This window comes from Micromonospora sp. NPDC002717 (assembly GCF_040295705.1).
GTDB lineage: Bacteria > Actinomycetota > Actinomycetes > Mycobacteriales > Micromonosporaceae > Micromonospora.
In genome coordinates this window covers 61,596-80,249 of the sequence record NZ_JBEOVW010000018.1, presented here as the reverse complement: position 1 = coordinate 80,249, position 18,654 = coordinate 61,596, and the positions used below count along the sequence as shown (strand labels likewise).

General features: G+C 72.2%; 12 protein-coding genes and 1 pseudogene. 8 read left to right on the top strand and 5 right to left on the bottom strand.

The annotated features are described in order from the left end of the window. Window positions 1-8 precede the first annotated feature (8 nt). A complete protein-coding gene (locus ABT006_RS24505; RefSeq protein WP_350709963.1) occupies window positions 9-1,652 on the bottom strand; it encodes a fatty acyl-AMP ligase in 1,644 nt (547 codons plus the stop codon). Window positions 1,653-1,859: 207 nt separating this feature from the next. Here ABT006_RS24505 and ABT006_RS24500 point away from each other — a divergent pair. After that, window positions 1,860-7,472 (top strand): annotated as a pseudogene (locus ABT006_RS24500) (SDR family NAD(P)-dependent oxidoreductase); the annotation flags it as partial. 75 nt (window positions 7,473-7,547) lie between these two features. Here the strand turns inward: ABT006_RS24500 and ABT006_RS24495 are convergent. Genes ABT006_RS24495 through ABT006_RS24485 form a run of 3 tightly spaced genes read right to left on the bottom strand, consistent with a single transcriptional unit; the run spans window position 7,548 to window position 10,316 of the window. Beyond that, complete coding sequence (locus ABT006_RS24495; protein ID WP_350709959.1) at window positions 7,548-8,018, bottom strand: type II toxin-antitoxin system RatA family toxin; 471 nt, start codon at window positions 8,016-8,018, stop codon at window positions 7,548-7,550. A 31-nt stretch (window positions 8,019-8,049) separates the two neighbouring features. Continuing rightward, window positions 8,050-9,075, bottom strand: a complete 1,026-nt coding sequence (locus tag ABT006_RS24490; protein WP_350709957.1) for an SDR family oxidoreductase — start codon at window positions 9,073-9,075, stop codon at window positions 8,050-8,052. Beyond that, window positions 9,072-10,316, bottom strand: a complete 1,245-nt coding sequence (locus ABT006_RS24485; RefSeq protein WP_350709955.1) for an aspartate aminotransferase family protein — start codon at window positions 10,314-10,316, stop codon at window positions 9,072-9,074. The genes ABT006_RS24490 and ABT006_RS24485 overlap by 4 nt, the downstream gene beginning before the upstream one ends. 121 nt (window positions 10,317-10,437) lie before the next feature. On the opposite strand from ABT006_RS24485, the gene ABT006_RS24480 reads away from it, so the two are divergent. After that, window positions 10,438-11,271: an enoyl-CoA hydratase-related protein gene (locus ABT006_RS24480; protein WP_350709953.1), complete on the top strand. Its 834-nt coding sequence runs from the start codon at window positions 10,438-10,440 to the stop codon at window positions 11,269-11,271. Between the two features lie 16 nt (window positions 11,272-11,287). Beyond that, window positions 11,288-11,770, top strand: coding sequence for an SRPBCC family protein (locus tag ABT006_RS24475; protein WP_350709951.1), 483 nt, complete (start codon window positions 11,288-11,290; stop codon window positions 11,768-11,770). 74 nt (window positions 11,771-11,844) lie between these two features. On the opposite strand, the gene ABT006_RS24470 is transcribed toward ABT006_RS24475, so the two are convergent. Then, window positions 11,845-14,046 carry an MMPL family transporter gene (locus ABT006_RS24470; protein WP_350709949.1) on the bottom strand — a complete coding sequence of 734 codons (2,202 nt, stop codon included), beginning with the start codon at window positions 14,044-14,046 and terminating at the stop codon, window positions 11,845-11,847. A 441-nt stretch (window positions 14,047-14,487) separates the two neighbouring features. Here ABT006_RS24470 and ABT006_RS24465 point away from each other — a divergent pair, with 441 nt between their 5' ends. From ABT006_RS24465 to ABT006_RS24445, 5 genes are all read left to right on the top strand, one after another. Next, complete coding sequence (locus ABT006_RS24465) at window positions 14,488-15,150, top strand: hypothetical protein (protein ID WP_350709948.1); 663 nt, start codon at window positions 14,488-14,490, stop codon at window positions 15,148-15,150. After that, window positions 15,092-15,943 (top strand): class F sortase, encoded by an 852-nt coding sequence (locus ABT006_RS24460; RefSeq protein ID WP_350709946.1) that lies wholly within the window; start codon window positions 15,092-15,094, stop codon window positions 15,941-15,943. The genes ABT006_RS24465 and ABT006_RS24460 overlap by 59 nt, the downstream gene beginning before the upstream one ends. Window positions 15,944-16,345: 402 nt before the next feature. Further along, window positions 16,346-16,879 (top strand): 2-thiouracil desulfurase family protein, encoded by a 534-nt coding sequence (locus ABT006_RS24455; protein ID WP_350709944.1) that lies wholly within the window; start codon window positions 16,346-16,348, stop codon window positions 16,877-16,879. Between the two features lie 33 nt (window positions 16,880-16,912). Continuing rightward, entirely contained in the window at window positions 16,913-17,692 is a 780-nt protein-coding gene (locus ABT006_RS24450; protein ID WP_350710019.1) for a transposase family protein, read from the top strand. A gap of 234 nt (window positions 17,693-17,926) precedes the next feature. Then, window positions 17,927-18,637, top strand: a complete 711-nt coding sequence (locus tag ABT006_RS24445; RefSeq protein ID WP_350709942.1) for a carbon-nitrogen hydrolase family protein — start codon at window positions 17,927-17,929, stop codon at window positions 18,635-18,637. Window positions 18,638-18,654: the final 17 nt, after the last annotated feature.

Sequence of the window (18,654 nt, the reverse complement as noted above, 5' to 3'; positions counted from 1 at the left end):
GCGGACGGTCAGCGAGGGATGAGCGAGCGGGCCGCCGCGCGGCGCAGCTTGCCCGACGGTGTCTTCGGAAGGCTGCCCGGCGGCAGCACCACGACCTCCGCCGGACGGGCGTCGACGTCGGCGAGGACCCGGTTGGCGATCGCGTCGGACAGCGCCTTCTCGGCGGCCGGGTCACCGACCAGGCGGGACTCGACCAGCACCGCGAACGACTCCCGCGCCACCCCGTCGCCGGCCAGCAGTCGTACCGCCGCGACGTTGCCGTCCCGGACGCCGTCGACGCCGGCGGCCGCGCGCTCGATGTCGGTGGGATAGATGTTGCGACCGCCCATGATGACGACGTCCTTGCGGCGGCCGCAGACCACGATCTGACCGTCGACCAGGTAGCCCTCGTCGCCGATGTCCAACCAGCCGTCGTCGTCCAGAGCCGGGGCCGGACCGTCCTCGGTGAGGTAGCTCCGGGTCACCGAGTCGCCGCGCAGCTGCAACCGGCCGACCTCACGGTCGCCCAGCTCGGCGCCGGAGTCGTCGACGACCCGCACGGTCACGCTCGGGTGGGCGGCGCCGAGCATGGGCAGCCGGCGCAAGGCGCTCGGGTGGTCGTCGCCCGCCGGTACCGCCCGCCGGTTCTTCTCCAGCTCCAGGGCGTCGACGGTGTCGAGGAGCATCGGATCCGACAGCGCCGACAGCGAGATGACCAGGGCGCTCTCCGCCGCGCCGTAGCAGCAGTTCACCGCCTCCGGTCGCAGGCCGAACCGGGCGCCGGCCGCGACGAACGCCTCCACCGTCGACGGGTCGATCGGCTCCGCGCCGTTGCACAGGGCCTTCAACCGGGACAGGTCGAGCGAACCGGCGTCGGCGCGGGCGAGCTGCCGGGTCAGGATCGCGTACGCGAAGTTCGGGGCGGCGGTGATCGTGCCGCCGTACCGGCTCATCAGCTCCGCCCACACCATCGGACGGCCGAGGAACTCCGCGGGCGTGACCATGACCAGGTCGATGCCGGTGAACATGGGCAGCAATAGGCAGCCGACCATGCCCATGTCGTGGAAGAGCGGCAGCCAGCTCACCAGCACGTCGTCGTCGCCGCACTCGAGGTGGGCCGCGGTGTCGACGAGGTTGGCGTGGATGTTGCGGTGGGTGATCCGCACCGCCTTCGGCTCGGCGGTCGAGCCGCTGGTCAACTGGAGCAGCGCGGTGTCGTCCTCGCCGGCGGGCACGATGGTGAACTCCCGGTCGCTGTCCAGGTCGCCGATCATCCGGTGGGGGACGCCCTGCGCGCGCAGCACGTCGGCCATCGCCTCGAACGGGGCGCCCACCAGCACCAGACGCGCGTCGATCATGCGCAGGACACGCAGCGTGTCGTCGCGCCAGACGGACAGGTCGGTCCGCGGGGTCGGCTGGTGCAGCATGGTCACGCTGCCGCCGGCCAGCCACGTCCCCTGGGCGACGCGCGCGACCTCCCCCGGGTCACCGGCCAGGACCGCGACGGCCTGGCGGGGGGCCAGCCCGCCGGCGACCAGTGCCGCCGCCGTACGCCGGGCCGCCTCGTGCAACTGCCCCCAGCTGCGCCGCACCGGGTTCCCGGGGGCGCCGGTGACCATGCCGCCCGGCGACCGCCCGGCGGTGCCGACGACGGCATCGACGAAACGGCTCACCTCGATCTCGCCTGAATCATGCGGCACAGCGTAGACAGGGCGATCGACAAAGACCATAGATCCTTTGTGGAGTCCGTACGGGCGATTGTGTTGGCCGCCGTGACCGATGGAGGATGACCGCTGCCCGGTGGGTGACCGCGGCACCGACGTTGATGATCGCGGAAGGCGGCCGCCTGAATGGGTGACTCCAGGACGCAGTGGTGGTTGGATGTCGTACGTACCGAGGCGGCCGAGGTGCTCGGTCGGCCGCGCGGTGACGTCACTGCCGACGGCGCCTTCGCCGACCTTGGCTTCGACTCGCTGACCGCGCTCGAACTGGCCGACCGGCTGTCCGAGGCGAGTGGGCTCCAACTCTCCGGCACCCTCGCCTTCGACTACCCCAACCCGGCGGCCCTGGCCGGGTACCTGGCCGAACAGGTCGGCGGCCCGGAGGCGGACCGGGGACCGGGGCGCCGCGTCGACACGCCGATGGCCGGCGAGCCGGACGGCGCGCCGTCGGGTGGGCCCGAGCCGATCGCCATCGTGGCGATGGCCTGCCGTTTCCCCGGCGGGGCGGCCACCCCCGAGGAATTCTGGACCTTCCTGGCCGACGGCCGCGACGGCGTCGGACCGTTCCCGACCGACCGGGGCTGGGACCCGCAGGTGTTCCATCCCGACCCCGACCGTCCCGGCTCCACCTACGCCCGCCACGGCGGATTCCTCTACGACGCCGGCGACTTCGACGCCGGATTCTTCGGCCTGTCGCCCCGCGAGGCACTGGCCACCGATCCGCAGCAGCGGCTGATGCTGGAGATATCCTGGGAGGCGCTGGAACGCGCCGGCATCGACCCGCGCACGCTGCGCGGAAGCCGCACCGGCGTGTACGCCGGCGTCATCGCCGGCGACTACGCCCCGCGCCTCGGCGCCATCCCGCCGGAGGTCGCCGGCTTCCTGATGGCCGGCAACGCGTCCAGCATCGTCTCCGGCCGCGTGTCGTACACGTTGGGCCTGGAGGGACCCTCGCTGTCGGTCGACACCGCCTGCTCGTCGTCGCTGGTCGCGCTGCACCTGGCGGCCCGCTCGCTGCGTACCGGCGAGTGCGACCTCGCATTGGCCGGCGGGGTCACCGTGATCGGGACGCCGTTGGTGTTCACCGAGTTCAGCCGCCAGGGCGGGCTCTCCCCGGACGGGCGGTGCCGGTCGTTCGCCGCGTCCGCCGACGGCACCGGCTGGGCCGAGGGCGCCGGTGTGCTGGTCCTCGAACGGCTCGCCGACGCACGCCGGCACGGCCGGCGCGTCCTGGCGGTGCTGCGGGGCAGCGCGGTCAACTCCGACGGGGCGTCCAACGGCCTCACCGCGCCCAACGGTCCGTCCCAGCAACGCCTGATCGCCGACGCGCTCGCCGACGCGGGACTCGACGCACCCGACGTGGACGTGGTGGAGGCACACGGCACCGGCACCCGGCTGGGCGACCCGATCGAGGCTCAGGCGCTGACCGCCGCGTACGGCTCCGGCCGGCAGCGTCCGCTGTGGCTCGGGTCGGTCAAGTCGAACATCGGACACACCCAGGCGGCGGCCGGCGTGGCCGGGGTCATCAAGATGGTGCTGGCGCTGCGGCACGGCCGGCTGCCCCGCACGCTGCACGTCGACGAACCCACCCCGTACGTGGACTGGTCCGCCGGCCCGCTGCGGCTGCTCACCGACGAGCAGCCCTGGCCGGCCGGCGCCCGGCCGCGCCGCGCCGCGGTGTCGTCGTTCGGGATCAGCGGCACCAACGCGCACGTCATCGTCGAGGAGGCGCCGCAGGACGAGCCCGCCGCCCCGGCCGACAGCGCGGCGGTGCCGGCGCCGCTGGTGCTCTCCGCGCGGACCGTCCCCGCGCTGCGCGAACATGCCCGCCGCCTCGACGCCTTCCTCGACGCCCACCCCGACCTGCCGACCCGCGCGGCGGCGGTCGCGGCAGCCCGGCGTACGGCGTTCGAGCAGCGCGCCGTCGTCCTCGACCGCGACGCCCTCGCGGCGCTCGCCGCCGGGCAGGACGCCCCGGCCGTGGTCACCGGCACGGCGAGCGAGGGCAGGCTGGCCCTGGTCTTCCCTGGACAGGGATCGCAGCGACCCGGGATGGGGCGGGAACTCGCCGCGGCCGAACCGCGGTTCGCCGCCGCCCTGGACGAGGTCTGCGCCGCACTGGACCGGCACCTGGACCGTCCCATCCGCGCGGTCATCGACGGCGACCCGGACCTGCTGGACCAGACCGAGTACACCCAGCCGGCGCTGTTCGCCGTGGAGGTGGCGCTGTACCGGCTGCTGCGACACTGGGGCCTCCGGCCGGACTTCGTCCTCGGCCACTCGATCGGGGAGATCACCGCCGCCCACGTGGCCGGCGCGCTCTCGCTGGACGACGCCGCCCGCCTCGTCGTCGCCCGCGGACGGCTGATGCAGGCGCTGCCCGCCGGCGGCGCGATGGCCGCGATCCAGGCCACCCCGCAGGAGGTCGAGCCACTGATCGCCGACCCCGCGGCCCAGGTCGGGCTCGCCGCCGTCAACGGCCCGACGTCGGTCGTCGTCGCCGGCCCGCAGGACGCGGTGCGGACCGTCGCCGACGCGTTCGCCGCACGAGGCCGCAGGACCACCCGGCTACGCGTCAGCCACGCGTTCCACTCCCCGTTGATGGAGCCGATGCTCGCGGACCTCGCCAAGCTGGAGGCGGACCTCACCCACCGGGCGCCGGAGATCCCGCTGGTCTCCAACGAGACGGGCCTGCCGGTGGACATGATCACACCGGGGCACTGGAGCCGGCACGCGCGGCAACCGGTGCGGTTCGCGCAGAGCGTACGCCGGCTACGCGAGCAGGGGGTGAGCCGGTTTCTGGAGGTCGGGCCCGGCGGCGTGCTGTCGGCCATGGTCCTCGACTCCGTCGGCGACCTGGACGCCGACACGGGTGACCCGACGATCGCCGTGCCGCTGCTGCGCGGCGGGCGCGACGAACGGGACTCCGCCTGGGACGCGGTGGCCCGCCTGTTCGCCCACGGCGTGGACGTCGACTGGCCCGCGCTGGTCGGAGGGGACGGCCCGCCCGCGGAGCTGCCCACCTATCCGTTCCAGCACCGGCGGTACTGGTTGCCCCAACCGACCCGGCCGCTGCTCGGGGAGCCGGTCGAGACGCCGGACGCCGGAGTGCTGCTGACCGGCGAACTGTCGATCGCCGCCCAGCCGTGGCTCGCCCAGCACCGCGTGGGCGGGACGGTCGTCGTACCGGGCGCGCTGCTGGCGGAGCTGGCGGCGCGCGCGGGCGCGCACGCCGGCTGCCCCGAGGTGGTGGAGCTCCTCCTGCAGGCGCCGCTGGTGCTCCCCGAGGCCGGCGCCGTCCAGACCCGGGTGGTCGTCGCCGGGACGGACGGCGACCCGACCCGCCCGCTGACCATCCACGCGCGCCCGCCCGGCGGAACGTGGACGCCGCACGCGACGGGAACCGTCGCCCCGGTGCGGACCAGCGACGCCACCCGGTTGAGGCTGTGGCCGCCGCCGGGCGCGGCGCCGTTGGACACGGACGGCTTCTACGACCGCCTGCGCGCCGGTGGCTACGACTACGGCCCGGTGTTCCAGGGCGTCGGCCGGGCGTGGAAGCGGGGCGACGAGATCTTCGCCGACGTGACGCTGCCCGCCGAGGCCGCCGGCGCGACCGAGGGTTTCCTGCTGCACCCGGCGCTGCTCGACGCTTCGCTGCACGCCCTCGGCCTGCTCGGCGACGCCGGGGCGGACGGCGGGATCGCGCTGCCGTTCTCCTGGACGGGCCTACAGATGCACGCCCGAGGCGCCACGGCGCTGCGGGTCCGGCTGACCCGCGACGGCGACGGTGTCGACGTCGTCCTCGCCGACCCGTCCGGTGCGCCGGTCGCCTCTGTCCGGCACGTCGCGCTGCGGCCGATCACCCCCGACCGGCTCGCCCCCGGGCCGTCCGGGGCGGGCGGCGGGTACGAGCTGCGCTGGGTGCCGGCCGCGCCGGTCCGGTCCGACCAGCCGGTGGTCTGGCTCGACGAGTTGACGGCCAGCGACCAGGTTCCCGACCTCGTCTTCACCGAACTGCCGCCGGGCGGTGACGACCCGCACCCCACCGTCGCCGCCGCGCTCGACCTGGCACACCGCTGGCTGGCCGACCCGCGGTACGGCGCCGCCCGGTTGGCGGTGGTGACCCGGCGGGCCGTCGGCGACCGCTCCCGGGACCTCGCGCAGGCGGCGGCGTGGGGGCTGCTGCGGTCGGCGCAGTCCGAGCACCCCGGCCGGTTCGCGCTGATCGATCTGGACGACGACCCGGCGTCGCGGCAGGCGCTCGCCGCGGCCGGTGCCGCCGGAGAACCGCAGGTCGCCGTCCGTGCCGGCGGACTGCTGGTGCCTCGGCTGCACCCGTCGGCCGCCGACAGCCTCGTCCCGGAGACCTGGGTCCCCACTGAGCCCGGGGCCGTCACCCGCGTCGGACCACGGCCGTGGGCCCCGCAGGGCACCGTCCTCGTCACCGGCGCGACCGGCGCCATCGGCCGTCTCGTGGCACGGCACCTGGTCGAGCGGCGCGGGGTGCGGCACCTGGTGCTCACGTCCCGGCGTGGATCCGACGCCCCCGGCGCCGCCGACCTGGTCGGCGAGCTGTCCGCGCTCGGCGCGGAGTCGGTGCGCGTCGTCGCCTGCGACGTCGCCGACCCGGCGGCCCTGGCCGACCTGCTGAGGTCCGTCCCCGCCGAGCATCCGCTCACCGCCGTGCTGCACCTGGCCGGTGTGCTGGACGACGGGGTCGTCGAGTCGCAGACCCCGCAGCGGGTGGCCGGAGTGCTGCGGCCGAAGGCGGACGGCGCACGGCAGCTGCACGAGCAGACCCGCGAGTACGACCTGGCCGCGTTCGTGCTCTTCTCCTCCGCGGCCGGCCTGTTCGGCTCGCCCGGGCAGTCGGGTTACGCCGCCGCCAACGCCTACCTCGACGCCCTCGCCGAGCAGCGGCGCGCGCAGGGGCTGCCGGGGCAGTCGCTGGCGTGGGGCCTGTGGGAGCTGCCGGACGGGATGGCCGAGCAGGTCAGCGACACCGGCCTGCGGCGCATGCGCGGGATCGGGCTGACGCCGTTGCCGCCGGGGCGCGGGCTGGCCCTGCTGGAACGGGCGCTCGACTCGGACGCGGCGACGCCGGTCCTCGTCGACGTGGACAGCGCCCTGCTCGACGGGCACGACCGGCGGTCGGTGCCGCCGGTGCTGCACGACCTGATGGCCACGGACCGCCCGGCCGGCGCGGACGTCGCCGGCCCGGGGGCGCGGGCCACCGCGTCGGTCGACGCGGTAGCGGGTGGCGCGCCCGGCCCGGCCGGCGGCACCCGGGCGGGAGGCACGGACCTCGCCAGGACCCTGCCCGGGCTCGCTCCCGCCGAACAGGACCGGGTGCTGCGTGAGATGGTGCTCGCCGAGGCAGCCAGGGTGCTCGGCCACACCTCCGCCGCCGACCTGGACGGCAACCGGAGCCTGCCCGAGCTCGGATTCGACTCGCTGACGGCGGTCGAGCTGCGCAACCGGCTCGCCACCGCGACCGGGCTGACCCTGCCAGCGACCCTGGTGTTGGACTACCCGAACGTGCGGGAACTGGTCGGCTACCTACGCGGTGAGCTGCTACCCGAGCAGGCGTCCACCGCGCTCGGGGTGCTGGAGGAGCTGACCCGGCTGGAGTCCAGCCTGGCCAACCTGACGATGGACGGTGTGGCGCGCAAGCGGCTCGCCGACGCCCTGAACCAGCTGCTGTCGCTGGTCGACACCGAGTCGGACAAGGTCGACGCGGCGAAGGACGACTTCTTCGACCTGCTCGACTAGGAGCCCGCCCCGGCCTGTAGGGAAAGCGGGCCGTCCTCCAGCCGATCGGGCGGCTGGAGGACGGCCCGCGGTCGCTCAGCCGAGCGGGGCGGCCTCCACCACGGTGACCTCGATGTCGGCGCCGAACAGCCCGCGCAGGATGTCCCGGATCGAGTCGCGCATCGCCGCGCACGCCACCGGGTCGATCAGGCTCGCCAGGGAGGCGATGCCCAGGTCGAACCGGCTGTCGAACTCGACCCGCACCCCCTCGTCGGCCTCGACGACCAGCCACGAGCCGGTGAACGTCGCGAAGTCGCCCTTGGTCTGTTCGAAGTCGATGCGGCGGTTGACCGGGTCGATCTGGTCGCGTTCGGTCCAGACGAGGATGCCCCGGCGGAAGTTCACCTCCCACGTCGACTCCACCTCGGTCGGGCTGACCCGGGTCACCCCGACCGTCCGTACGGTGTCGGTGAACTCCGGATACGCGGCGAAGTCGGCCAACCGGTCGAACGACTCCTTGGCGTCTGCCCTGGGCAGCAGAGCGTGCACGATGACGGAGCACTCCATCGCGGGTGGCCTCCTCAGCTCGGGTTGACGATCACTGCTGCAACCCCCGGATCAGGTGACGCAGGCTGACCCGCCACGCGTCCTCGGCCTGCGCCGGGGTCATCGCGTCCGGTCCGCCGGGAATCGTGCCGAACGACGTCGGCAGCAGTTCGGGGATGATGACCAGCCCGCAGACGGCCACCACGCCGTCCAGCCGCGCCAGGTCCTCGGGAGGAAGGACGTCCGCGAACGCCGGCCGGACCAGTCGGTCCACGATGGACGGATCCGCGATCCGACCGTCGGGGATGTCCATGCCGCACTCGCGGGCGGTTTCCGTCACCAGTTCGAGGTAGCGCTCCACCGGGATGCCGGCGGGTCCGGCGGTCAGCCAGTAGTCGCCCTTGCGGAGGTCGGCGTCGAGTACCGCGCGGATCCCCTGCGCGACCATGTCCTGGGGGACGAGGTCGAAGAACGTGCCGGGATGCGCCGGGATGAACGGCAGCTTGCCGGTCACCAGGTACTCGGCGAGCTGGTGCACTCCCTGGTGCTGGCGGATGACGCCGGTACGGGAGTCGCCGATGACGATCGCCGGCCGGACGATCACCGCGTCGATGCCGCTGTCGCGGACCGTCTGCTCGCCGAGGTACTTCGACGTGACGTACTCGTCGGTCCGCGCGGCCACCTTCTCGGTGCCCAGCCTGCCGCCGCCACCGGCCCGGCCGTACCGGGACACGTAGGCGGTGCTGACGTGGACCAGCGTCGCGTCCGCCTCGGCGGCGAACTCGACGACCCGGCCGAGGCCCTCGATGTTGAGCCGGTCCACCTCCGCCTGGTCGGCGGAGAAGTTGACGATGGCGGCCGAGTGGACCACCGCGTCGACCTCGGCGCACAGCTCGCGGTAGGCGCGGCGGTCGAGCCCGAGCGAGGGGGCGTGCAGGTCCAGCCGGACCACCCGGTTCGAGCCGCCCGGCAGGCGTCGGTAGGCGGCGGCGACCACGTCGTACCCGGAGAGTTCGGCCAGTACGGCGGTGCCCACGACGCCGCTGGCCCCGGTGACCAGGACGGTACGTCGCGTCATGCGGGGAAGTCGCTTCCGGTGGCGGGGAACCGCGCGGCCAGGGCGGCGCAGGCCCGCTCGAACGAGGCGACCAGCCGTTCTTCCTCGTCGGGAGTCATCGTGGCGGGTGGGGTGAGCCGCAGCACCGGGTGCGCGTTCATCGAGTGGTTGACGACCACGTCGTTGTCGAGCAGGTCCATCAGGAACTCCGCGGCGTGCATTCCGGAGCGGAACTCCACTCCGATGAGCAGCCCGGCGCCGCGTACGTCGGCCAGCAGGTGCCCGATCGGCCGCACCGTCTCGGTGATCGCCGCAAGTAGCCGCGCGCCCAGGTCGGCCGCCCGCTCCACCAGCTTCTCCTCCCTGATCACCTCGACCGTCGCGCGGACGGCGGCCATGGCGAGGGGGTTCGCGGAGAACGTGGACGTGTGCAGGTAGGGGTCCTTGTCGAACGGGGCGAACGCCTCCTCGGTCGCCAGGGTCGCCGCGACCGGCACCAGCCCGCCGCTGAGCGCCTTGCCGACCAGCAGGACGTCCGGCCGTACGCCGTCGCGGTCCGCCGCCCACCAGGTTCCGAGCCGCCCCAGCCCGGTCATCACCTCGTCCAGGACGAGCATCGCCCCCCGATCGCGGCACAGCGCCTCGACCGCCTTGAGATAGCCGGGCTGGGGGATGATCACCCCGCCCTCGCTCTGCACCGGTTCGACGACCACGCAGACGTCACGGTCGACGACGGCGGCGAGTTCGTCCAGGTCGCCGAACCTGACGTGGGTGACCTCGGGCAGCAGCGGGCGGAACGGGTCCTGATAGAGCGACCGCGCGGTGAGCGACAGCGCGCCGACCGTCTTGCCGTGGTATCCGCTGTGCATGGAGACCAGCCGGTGCCGCCCGTTCGCCCGGGCGATCTTGATCGCGGTCTCCACCGCCTCCGCGCCGGAGTTGGAGAAGTGCACCTTGACCAGGCCCTCGGGCGCCACCGAGGTCAACGCCTCGGCGGCCAGGGCGGCGGGCTCGTTCAGCAGCACCCGGGTGGACAACGCCTGCCGTTCGAGCTGGTCGCGCACCGCCGCGAGCACGACCCGATTCCCGGCGCCGACGAAGAACACGCCGTAGCCGGCGCAGTTCAGCAGTTGACGACCGTCCGCGGTGTGCACCACGGTGCCCGTGGCGCCGACCTCCAGTGGTGTGTGGAGCATGGCGGCGACCCGACCCAGCCCCTCGCCGAGATGGCGGCGGTAGATATCGAAGACACTGGAGGACACGGCGGAAGTCTGCCCGAACGGCACCAACCGATCAATGGTCTACTCAGGACCGTCGTCGGTGACCGAACAGCCGACCCGTCGAGCATTGCCGCCAGCGTTGACCTTGCTCTAGGGTGCCGGCGTGGACACGTACAGCGAGATCATTTACTCCGTTTCGGACCGGATCGCCACGGTCTCGCTCAACCGTCCCGAGGAGCGCAACGGCTACACCCTGCGGATGGCCGACGAACTCGCGCACGCGTTCGACCGCGCCGACCGCGACGACGACGTCCGGGTCGTCGTCCTCACGGGTACGGGTGAGCACTTCTGCGCCGGGTTGGACATGTCCGTGACGGAGTTCGACACCCCCGACGACCCCGAGGCCGAGTGGGCGGAACCGGCGGGGCGGTGCTCGATGCGGATCTTCGCGATGAACAAGCCGGTCATCGCCGCGATCCGGGGCGCGGCCGTCGGCGCGGGGGCCACCATCATCCTGCCGGCCGACTACCGGCTCGCCGCCACCGACGCGCGCTTCGGGTACGTCTTCAGCCGGCGCGGCATCTACGCCGAAGGCGCGTCCACCTGGTTCCTCCCGCGGCTGGTCGGGATGGGCTGCGCGCTCGACTGGATGATCAGCGGGCGGGCGTTCGACGCCGCCGAGGCGCTCTCGGCCGGCCTGGTGCACAGCGTCCACGAGCCGGAGCACCTGCTCGACAAGGCGTACCAGCTCGCGCGGACCATCATCGCCACCACCGCGCCGGTCTCCGTGGCGGTCATCCGGCAGATGCTGTACCGGACCAGCGCGCTGGACTCGCCGTACCCGGCGCACCGGCTGGACTCCCGACTCTCCGCGGAGGCTCTGGCCAGCGCGGACGCGAGGGAGGGCTTCGACTCCTTCCGGCAGCGACGCGCTCCGGCCTTCCCCGGGCGGGTCAGCAGCGACCTGCCCGACCACCTCCCGTGGAGGAACGAATGACGTCTATGGTTGCGGCATGACTGCGCAGGCAGCCGGGAACGGTCCGGAAGTCGCCGAACAGATCACCGTCGCGGCACCGGCCGGGACGGTCTACACGGCCGTCGCCGACGTACGGCGGATGGCCAGGTGGAGCCCGGAGTGCGTCGCGGTCTGGGTCACCCGGCGCGACAGCGGGCAGCCGCGACGGTTCGTCGGCTGGAACCGTCGGGGCCCGTTGCTGTGGTTCACCACCTGCCGGGTCGTCACCGCGACGCCGGGCAGCGAGTTCGCCTTCGACGTCACCACCTTCGGCCAGCCGGTGGCCCGCTGGGGCTACCGGTTCAGCGAGACCGACGGCGGCACCCAGGTGACCGAATACTGGCAGGACCGGCGCAACCGGGTGGCCCACGTTCTCGGCCGGATCTTCACCGGCAGGGCGTCGGGCGACCGCCCGACCGTGAACCGGAACGGCATGCGGGAGACCCTGCGCCGGTTGAAGCGGGAGCTGGAGGCGGCCTGACCCCGCGGCGGCCGACCAGGTGTCGTCAACCGGCCCTACCCGAGGACGGGTAGGGCCGGGTTCGGCGGGCGGGCTCAAGCCCCCGTCGTCGCCAGCGTGCGCTCCTGCTGTGGGGTCGCGGGTAGGTCGTGCGACACGCGCGGGAGCCATTCCAGCCACCGGGGCAGCCACCAGTTCTTCTCGCCGAGCAGGGCCATGACCGCCGGCAGCAGTACCGCGCGGACGATCGTCGCGTCGAGCAGCACGGCTGCGGCGAGCCCGACGCCGAGCTGCTTGGGAGCGGCCATCGGCAGCGTGGCGAAGAGCGCGAACACGGCCACCATCACCGTCGCCGCGCTGGTGATGACCCCGGCCGTGCGGGTGATCCCCTCGGTGACCGCCAGCCGGGTCGGTAGTCCTCGGTCGTGGCCCTCCCGGATCCGGCTGACGACGAAGACGTGGTAGTCCATCGACAGCCCGAACAGGATGACGAACAGGAACAGCGGCATCCAGTTGGTGATGCCGTCGGTGGCGCGGAAGTCGAGCAGCGACTCGAAGTGACCGTACTGGAAGACGTAGACCAGCATGCCGTAGGCCGCGGCGACGGACAGCAGGTTGAGCAGCACGCCGGTGACGGCCACGACGACGGACCGGAACGACACCAGCAGGAGCAGGAAGGCCAGGCCGAGAACGAACCCGAAGACCAGCGGCAGGGACTTCGCGAGCTGGTCGTTGAAATCCTGGGAGGTGGCGGTGGCGCCGGTGACGCCGACCCAGGCGTCGGGCAGCCGGCCGAGCGTCGCCGGCAGCACGGTGCCGCGCAGGGTCGCCAGGGCCTCCTCGGAGGTGCGGTCCCCGCCGGAGCCGGACAGCCCGACGCTGACGACGGCGACCGTACCGGCGGGGTTGACCTCGACCGTGATCGGCTCGTGCAACCGGCCGGTCGCCAACGCCTGCTCCTTGAACGCCGCCAGCGCGCCGTCCCAGGCCGGCCCCGTGAGGTGCGGGGCCTTGACCACGACCTCGGCCGGGGCGGCGCCGCCTGGGAACGCCGTCTGGATCGCCATGAACGCCTGCGCGATCGGTGCGCTCGGCGACAGGTCCTCGACGCCTTCCCCCTTCGTACGCAGGTCCAGTGCGGGTGCGGCGAGCGCGCCGAGTGCCACGGCGGCGAGCACCGCCGAGACCAGCGGGCGGCGCAGGACGAGCCGCAGAACTGTGCCCCACACCCGGCCGTCGGAACGGGTGCGGTACAGGACGGGGATCCGGCCCGAATCGACGCGGTCGCCGAGCGCGGACAGCAGCGCCGGCAGGACCGTCAGCGAGCCGAGCACCGCGGTCGCGATGACGAGGATGGTGCCGACGGCGAAGCTGACGAAGGTGGTGTCACGGGTGAGGAACATGCCGGCCATGGCGACGATGACGGTCAGCCCGGAGATCCAGACCGACCGGCCGGAGGTCTGCGCGGCGATGAGCAGCGCGCGCTGCGGATCCGAGCCGTTCCGGCGTTCGTCGCGCTCCCGGCGGATGTAGAACAGGCAGTAGTCGACGCCGACGGCCAGCCCGACGAGCAGCATGACGTGCGTGGTGGTGTCGACCGTCGGCGCCAGGTGGCTGGTGAAGCCGAGCAGGCCGATCGCGGCGACGACGGCGGTGATGGCGAGCCCGACCGGCAGCAACGCGGCGGCGACCGCGCCGAAGGCGACGAACAGGATGCCGAGGGTGACCGGGATGGAGAGCATCGACAGCCTGGTCAGGCCGGCGTCGAGGTCGTCGCCGACGAGTTTGTCGCTGCTGGCGTCGCCGGCCTGCGCGATGTACAGCTGCGGGTGCGCCCGCTGGACCGCGGCGACGGCGTCGAGGACCGGTCCGACTCGGTCCTTGGCGGTCTCCGGGTCGCCGTGCATGGCGAAGGTGAGCAGCGCCGACTTCCCGTCCTCGGAGATCACCGGCGGGTTCATCGCGTCGGTGGCGCCGGTGGCCTGCACGGCGGCGGTGACCTCGGCGATGGCGGCCCGCCCCTCCGGACCGTCCACCGTCGACGTGCGCGAGCTGACGACAACCATTTCCCCGGCATGCTCTGCGGGGAAGCCGGCCTGTTCGACGATACGGTCGGCGTGGCCGGACTCGCCGAGGCCGAAGTCGCTGTCGGTCGCCTTGACGATGCCGACCTGTCCACTCAGGACGGTGACACCGACGACGAAGACCAGCCAGCCGAGTATGGCGAGCGCGCGGTGACGGGCACTCCACACCGCGACGTGCGCCGCGATGCCGGTGACGTCTTCCCTGGATCTCATGTCTCGAACGGTATGGAGCGCGCCGGGGCGGGTCGATCCCGTGAGCCTCCTGGTGGGGGGTGGGGGCAGCCCTACCCCGACGGCCGGGCAGGCCGGATGGACGCACGACGCGGGCAGGAAGATCAACGGCTCATCATCCGCAGCCCGAGTGGGCGGGCCTGGATCAAGCCGTCGGCCGGAGTGACGGCGGCATACCCCAGTGCGTGGGTGGCGCCGCGAGCCGCGCAGGCGGCAGCGCCATCCGGCAGCATCTGGCCCCTATCGGACCCAGGCGGACAGAACGGCCCTTACACCCCAGGAGATGTGAACCAACTACTTATAGCACCCCAGGTGCTACATGTTGCGAAACCCGGAAAACTCCTCTTGTTTCACATGAACCGGCCTAACGTTCGTCATGGCTCGTCCTCCTGAGCCGATCAGATGGGAGTGAGGAACATGTCGATGAGGTTTTTGACCAAGCTCGCCGGCGGGGTGGTGCTGGGCAGCGCCGCCCTGCTGATCGCTGCGCCCGCTACCGCGCTCGCCGCGACCGACGAAGGTCCCAAGGCGCCCACGACCTCGAACCAGGGGCAGGCGAAGAAGAAGTCAGACGACAAGCCGAAGACCTTCACCCTGCACGACAAGAAGGGCAACGGGGTCACCTGCGCTACCAACAAGCAGATCAACGAGCAGAACATCACCCAGATCATCAAGGACAACACCATCACGAACAGCATCGTCACCTTCAACCTGTCCGCAGCGCAGTCAGCGACGAACGACAACAGAACCCAGCCGAACAACATCGTCGTCTGCATCCGCGACCTCGACGTGGATGTGGATGTCGAGACCGATCTGCTCGCCGACCTTCTCGGGATGGTCGAGGCCGGTATCGGCAAGGCTGGTTCGCCGGTGGGCCAGACTGCCGGCAACAGCGGCGCGTACGCGGGTCCGGACGGAGCCTGGGTGTTGCCGAGGACGGCCGGCGTCGCCGCCGGTGACGGTGGCGCGCTCTCCGACACCAACACCGGTGCTCTGACGGCGACCGGTGCCGGCATGATGGGCGTTGGTGTGCTCGGCGGCATCGCACTGCTGCGTCGGCGGTCCGCCAATGGCACTGTCGCCTAGGGCGGCCAGGAGCGCCCGCCACGGTTTCCCGTGGCGGGCCGCTGGCCTCGTCCTGGTCGTCCTCATCACGCTCACCGGAGCAGGACTGATCACGTTCGCGGCCACGGCTCCTGATCCGGTCGGGCCGCCGCAGCCCGACCCCGCCGCCGCACCGCAGTCCCTGCTTTCACCGCTGGCGGACGAACCCATCACACCAGAGCCGACGCCGAGCGAAGCCAACGCGTCGCCGGCCACCGGGACGACCCAGGGCGAGGCGCACAGTGCTCGCGGCCGCCTCGAAGCCGATCTCGGGTCCACCGCGACCCGCCCGTCTCCCGCACCGACGGTGGCCGGGATGCCGCGATCGCAGCCCACCCGCATCAGGATCCCGCGGATCGGTGTCGACGCGCCGACGGTTCCGCTCGGGCTGGACCGGAACCAGCAGATCGCGGTCCCACCGCTGGACCAGGCAAAGACGACCGGGTGGTACAAGCTGGGACCAAGTCCCGGCGAGGTCGGGACCGCGGTGGTGGTGGGCCACGTCGACTCACGCGCCACGGGTCGGGCGGTCTTCTACCGCCTCGGCGCGCTGAAACCCGGAGACATCATCGAGGTGCCCCGCAAAGACGGCAAGAAGGCCCGCTTTGTCGTCGACGGGGTGGCCCGCTACCCGAAGAAGAAGCTCCCGCTGAACCTGGTCTACGGCCACACCGGCAAGGCGCAGCTCCGCGTGATCACCTGCGGTGGCGACTACGACAAGGCAGCGAAGTCGTACAAGGACAACATCGTGGTGTTCGCGACGCTGGCGCCCTGACCACGAACGTTCGCGGTGCTGGTGAGACGCCGGCCCGCGGGGCGGAGCGCTGGGACCATCGAGGCGGCCGGCAGCGCGGTGCTGGCCGGTGTGGCGACCGTCGGATGCGTTCTTCTCTGTATTCGCGCCCGGCGCTGCCTGGCTGCCAGGGCTGAGGTCGGGCCAGGCCAACCCGACAGTGACGGCCGAGAGGATGGGCCGGGGAACGTCCGGCCCATCCCGTTTTCTCGAAGCAGCATGGACGACGACACGGACGACACGTCGCCCCGACTGGCCTGGCGAGACCCACCGTCACCTCGTCCAGCGACCGTCACCCTGGCGTTGCCCGACCCGTACCGCCTGCCGGCGGTGCAGCCAGCCCTGTTTGGTCGGGGTCGACCTGGATTCGATACGGTCGTGCGCATGCTCAAGGTGTTGGTGAGTGGATGTCTGGCGGGTCGTCCGATCCGATTCAACGAGACTTCCGTGCCCGTCTGCTCGCCGATTTGGGATAAGTGGGCAGCCGAGGGTCGATTGGTGCACTTCTGCCCTGAGCTAGCGGTCGGATTCCCGGTTCCACGTCCAGCAGCAGAAATTGTGGGCGGCACCGCAGCCGGTGTCCTCGACGGCGCCGCGCACGTCCGGGAGGTGGATGGTCGAGACGTGACCGACCTGTTTCGGCTGGCGGCGCGTCGGGCGCTGCACCGAGCCGTCGAGGCCAAAGTCGCGCTCGCTGTCCTGGTCGACGGGAGCCCGACGTGTGGAAGCAGCAAGGTCTACGACGGGTCCTTCGCCGGTCGTACGGTGTCCGGGCGCGGCGTGGCCGCGGAGGAATTGCATCGCCACGGTATCCCGGTGTTCCATGAAGGACAATTGGAACAAGCGGCATCGCTGCTCGACGAGCTTGAGCGAAATGACCTGGGGGCACCTGACGTGCCGCTAAGGGACGTCTCGTAACTCGGTGACCGGTCCATGGTGGATCATGTCGGGGTGCAGGTGATCTCGGCGGCCCGCCCGGAGTGGATCTTTCCGTTCACCGGGCTGCAGCCCGCCCAGTTCCGCAGGCTGGTCAGACTGGTCGCCGAGCGCGGCGGTGACGCCATCGCAGACGGTCGACCAGGCCGGCAATGGTCTCTCGACCTCGCCGACCGGGTGTTGCTGGTCGCCGCGTACTGGCGCACGAACCTGACCATGCGGCAGATCGGCCCACTGTTCGGGGTGTCGCACTCTGCCGCGCACCGGGTCATCGACACCGTCGGCCCCCTGCTCGCTCTGGCACCGGGACGCCGACGTCGGGTCGACCAGATCACCATCGTCGACGGCACCCTCATCCCGACCCGGGACCACCGCCTGGCCGCCCCGAGCAAGAACTACCGCTACAGCACGAACCTGCAGATCGCCATCGACGCCCACACCCGCCTCGTCGTCGCCCTCGGCGACCCGCAACCAGGAAACCGCAACGACACCATCGTCTACCGCACCAGCGGCATCGACCGGAAGCTGGCCGGACGACCCGTCATGGCCGACGGCGCCTACCGCGGCAACCCCGACGTGATCATCCCGTACCGCAAGCCCACCGACGGCAGTGAACTACCCGCCTGGAAAGCGGACCTGAACAAGCAACACCGCACCATCCGAGCGCAGGTCGAACACGCACTGGCCCGCATGAAGTGCTTCAAGATCCTGCGCGACTACCGCCGCGCCGCCCACACATTGACCGACACCGCCTCCGGCATCGCCCACCTCCACAACATCATCCTCGCGGGGTGACACCAGAACCGTTGCCGGGCAACGCCTTCACCGAGTTACGAGACGTCCTTTAGCAAACGGCTTCCGCGACCCTGACGACGTCATCGAGATGCCGTTCCGCGAAGGTGGGCGAAATGAATTGTCTGCCGAGCCCGCCGCCGGGACGGATCCGGCCCTGAACCAGGCTGTGCCCCGTCGCGGCCGGTGTGGCAACCGGGTACGCGCGTGACAGGCTTCGCGGTCGGAGGAGCGCTCGTGCGACGTCAGCCGTTGGTCATCGCCGTTGCTCAACCGCGGACCATCGCGTACGACATCGTCGCGAACGCGGCCGGGCACGCCGACGTGGTCCGGTCCGCGCGGGCGCGGGTGGTGGTCTTCCCCGAGCTGTCGCTGACCGGATACGAGCTGGACGCCCCCGCTGTCGCCGCCGACGACCCGCGGCTGGCGCCGATCGTCGAGGCCTGCGCCGAAGCGGGGTCGACGGCGTTGGTGGGCGCCCCGGTCCAGGGCGAGGCGGGCCGTGAACACATCGCGATGCTCGCCGTCGACGGGGGCGGCGCGCGCGTGGCATATCGGAAGGTGCATGTGCACCAGTCCGAGGAGCGGTTCAGCCCCGGCGACGGACCGGCGGTACTCGACGTGGACGGCTGGCGGCTGGGCCTGGCGATCTGCCGGGACACCCGGTTCCCGGAGCACGACGCGGCCACCGCGGCGCTGGGCATGGACGTCTACGTCGCCGCTGTCCTCGACCACGCCCGGGACGCCCACGTGCCGGTCGAGCGGGCTCAGCGCATCACCGCCGCCCGCAAGGTGTGGGTCGTCACGGCGAGTTTCGCCGGGTCGACCGGCGGGGGCTTCGACCGGGCGGCAGGCGGCTCGGCGGTATGGGCGCCCGACGGCACGATCCTCGCGCAGGCCGGAACCGGGGCCGGGGAGTTGGCAAGGGCGACGCTGCACAACCTGTAGACCGGGTCTCCCTTTCT

Excerpts from the sequence above, each read along its gene's own strand:
- ABT006_RS24495 (WP_350709959.1), bottom strand. The coding sequence starts at position 8,018 with ATGGAGTGCTCCGTCATCGTGCACGCTCTGCTGCCCAGGGCAGACGCC.
- ABT006_RS24490 (WP_350709957.1), bottom strand. The coding sequence starts at position 9,075 with ATGACGCGACGTACCGTCCTGGTCACCGGGGCCAGCGGCGTCGTGGGC.
- ABT006_RS24470 (WP_350709949.1), bottom strand. The coding sequence starts at position 14,046 with ATGAGATCCAGGGAAGACGTCACCGGCATCGCGGCGCACGTCGCGGTG.
- ABT006_RS24455 (WP_350709944.1), top strand. The coding sequence starts at position 16,346 with ATGCTCAAGGTGTTGGTGAGTGGATGTCTGGCGGGTCGTCCGATCCGA.
- ABT006_RS24465 (WP_350709948.1), top strand. The coding sequence starts at position 14,488 with ATGAGGTTTTTGACCAAGCTCGCCGGCGGGGTGGTGCTGGGCAGCGCC.
- ABT006_RS24475 (WP_350709951.1), top strand. The coding sequence starts at position 11,288 with ATGACTGCGCAGGCAGCCGGGAACGGTCCGGAAGTCGCCGAACAGATC.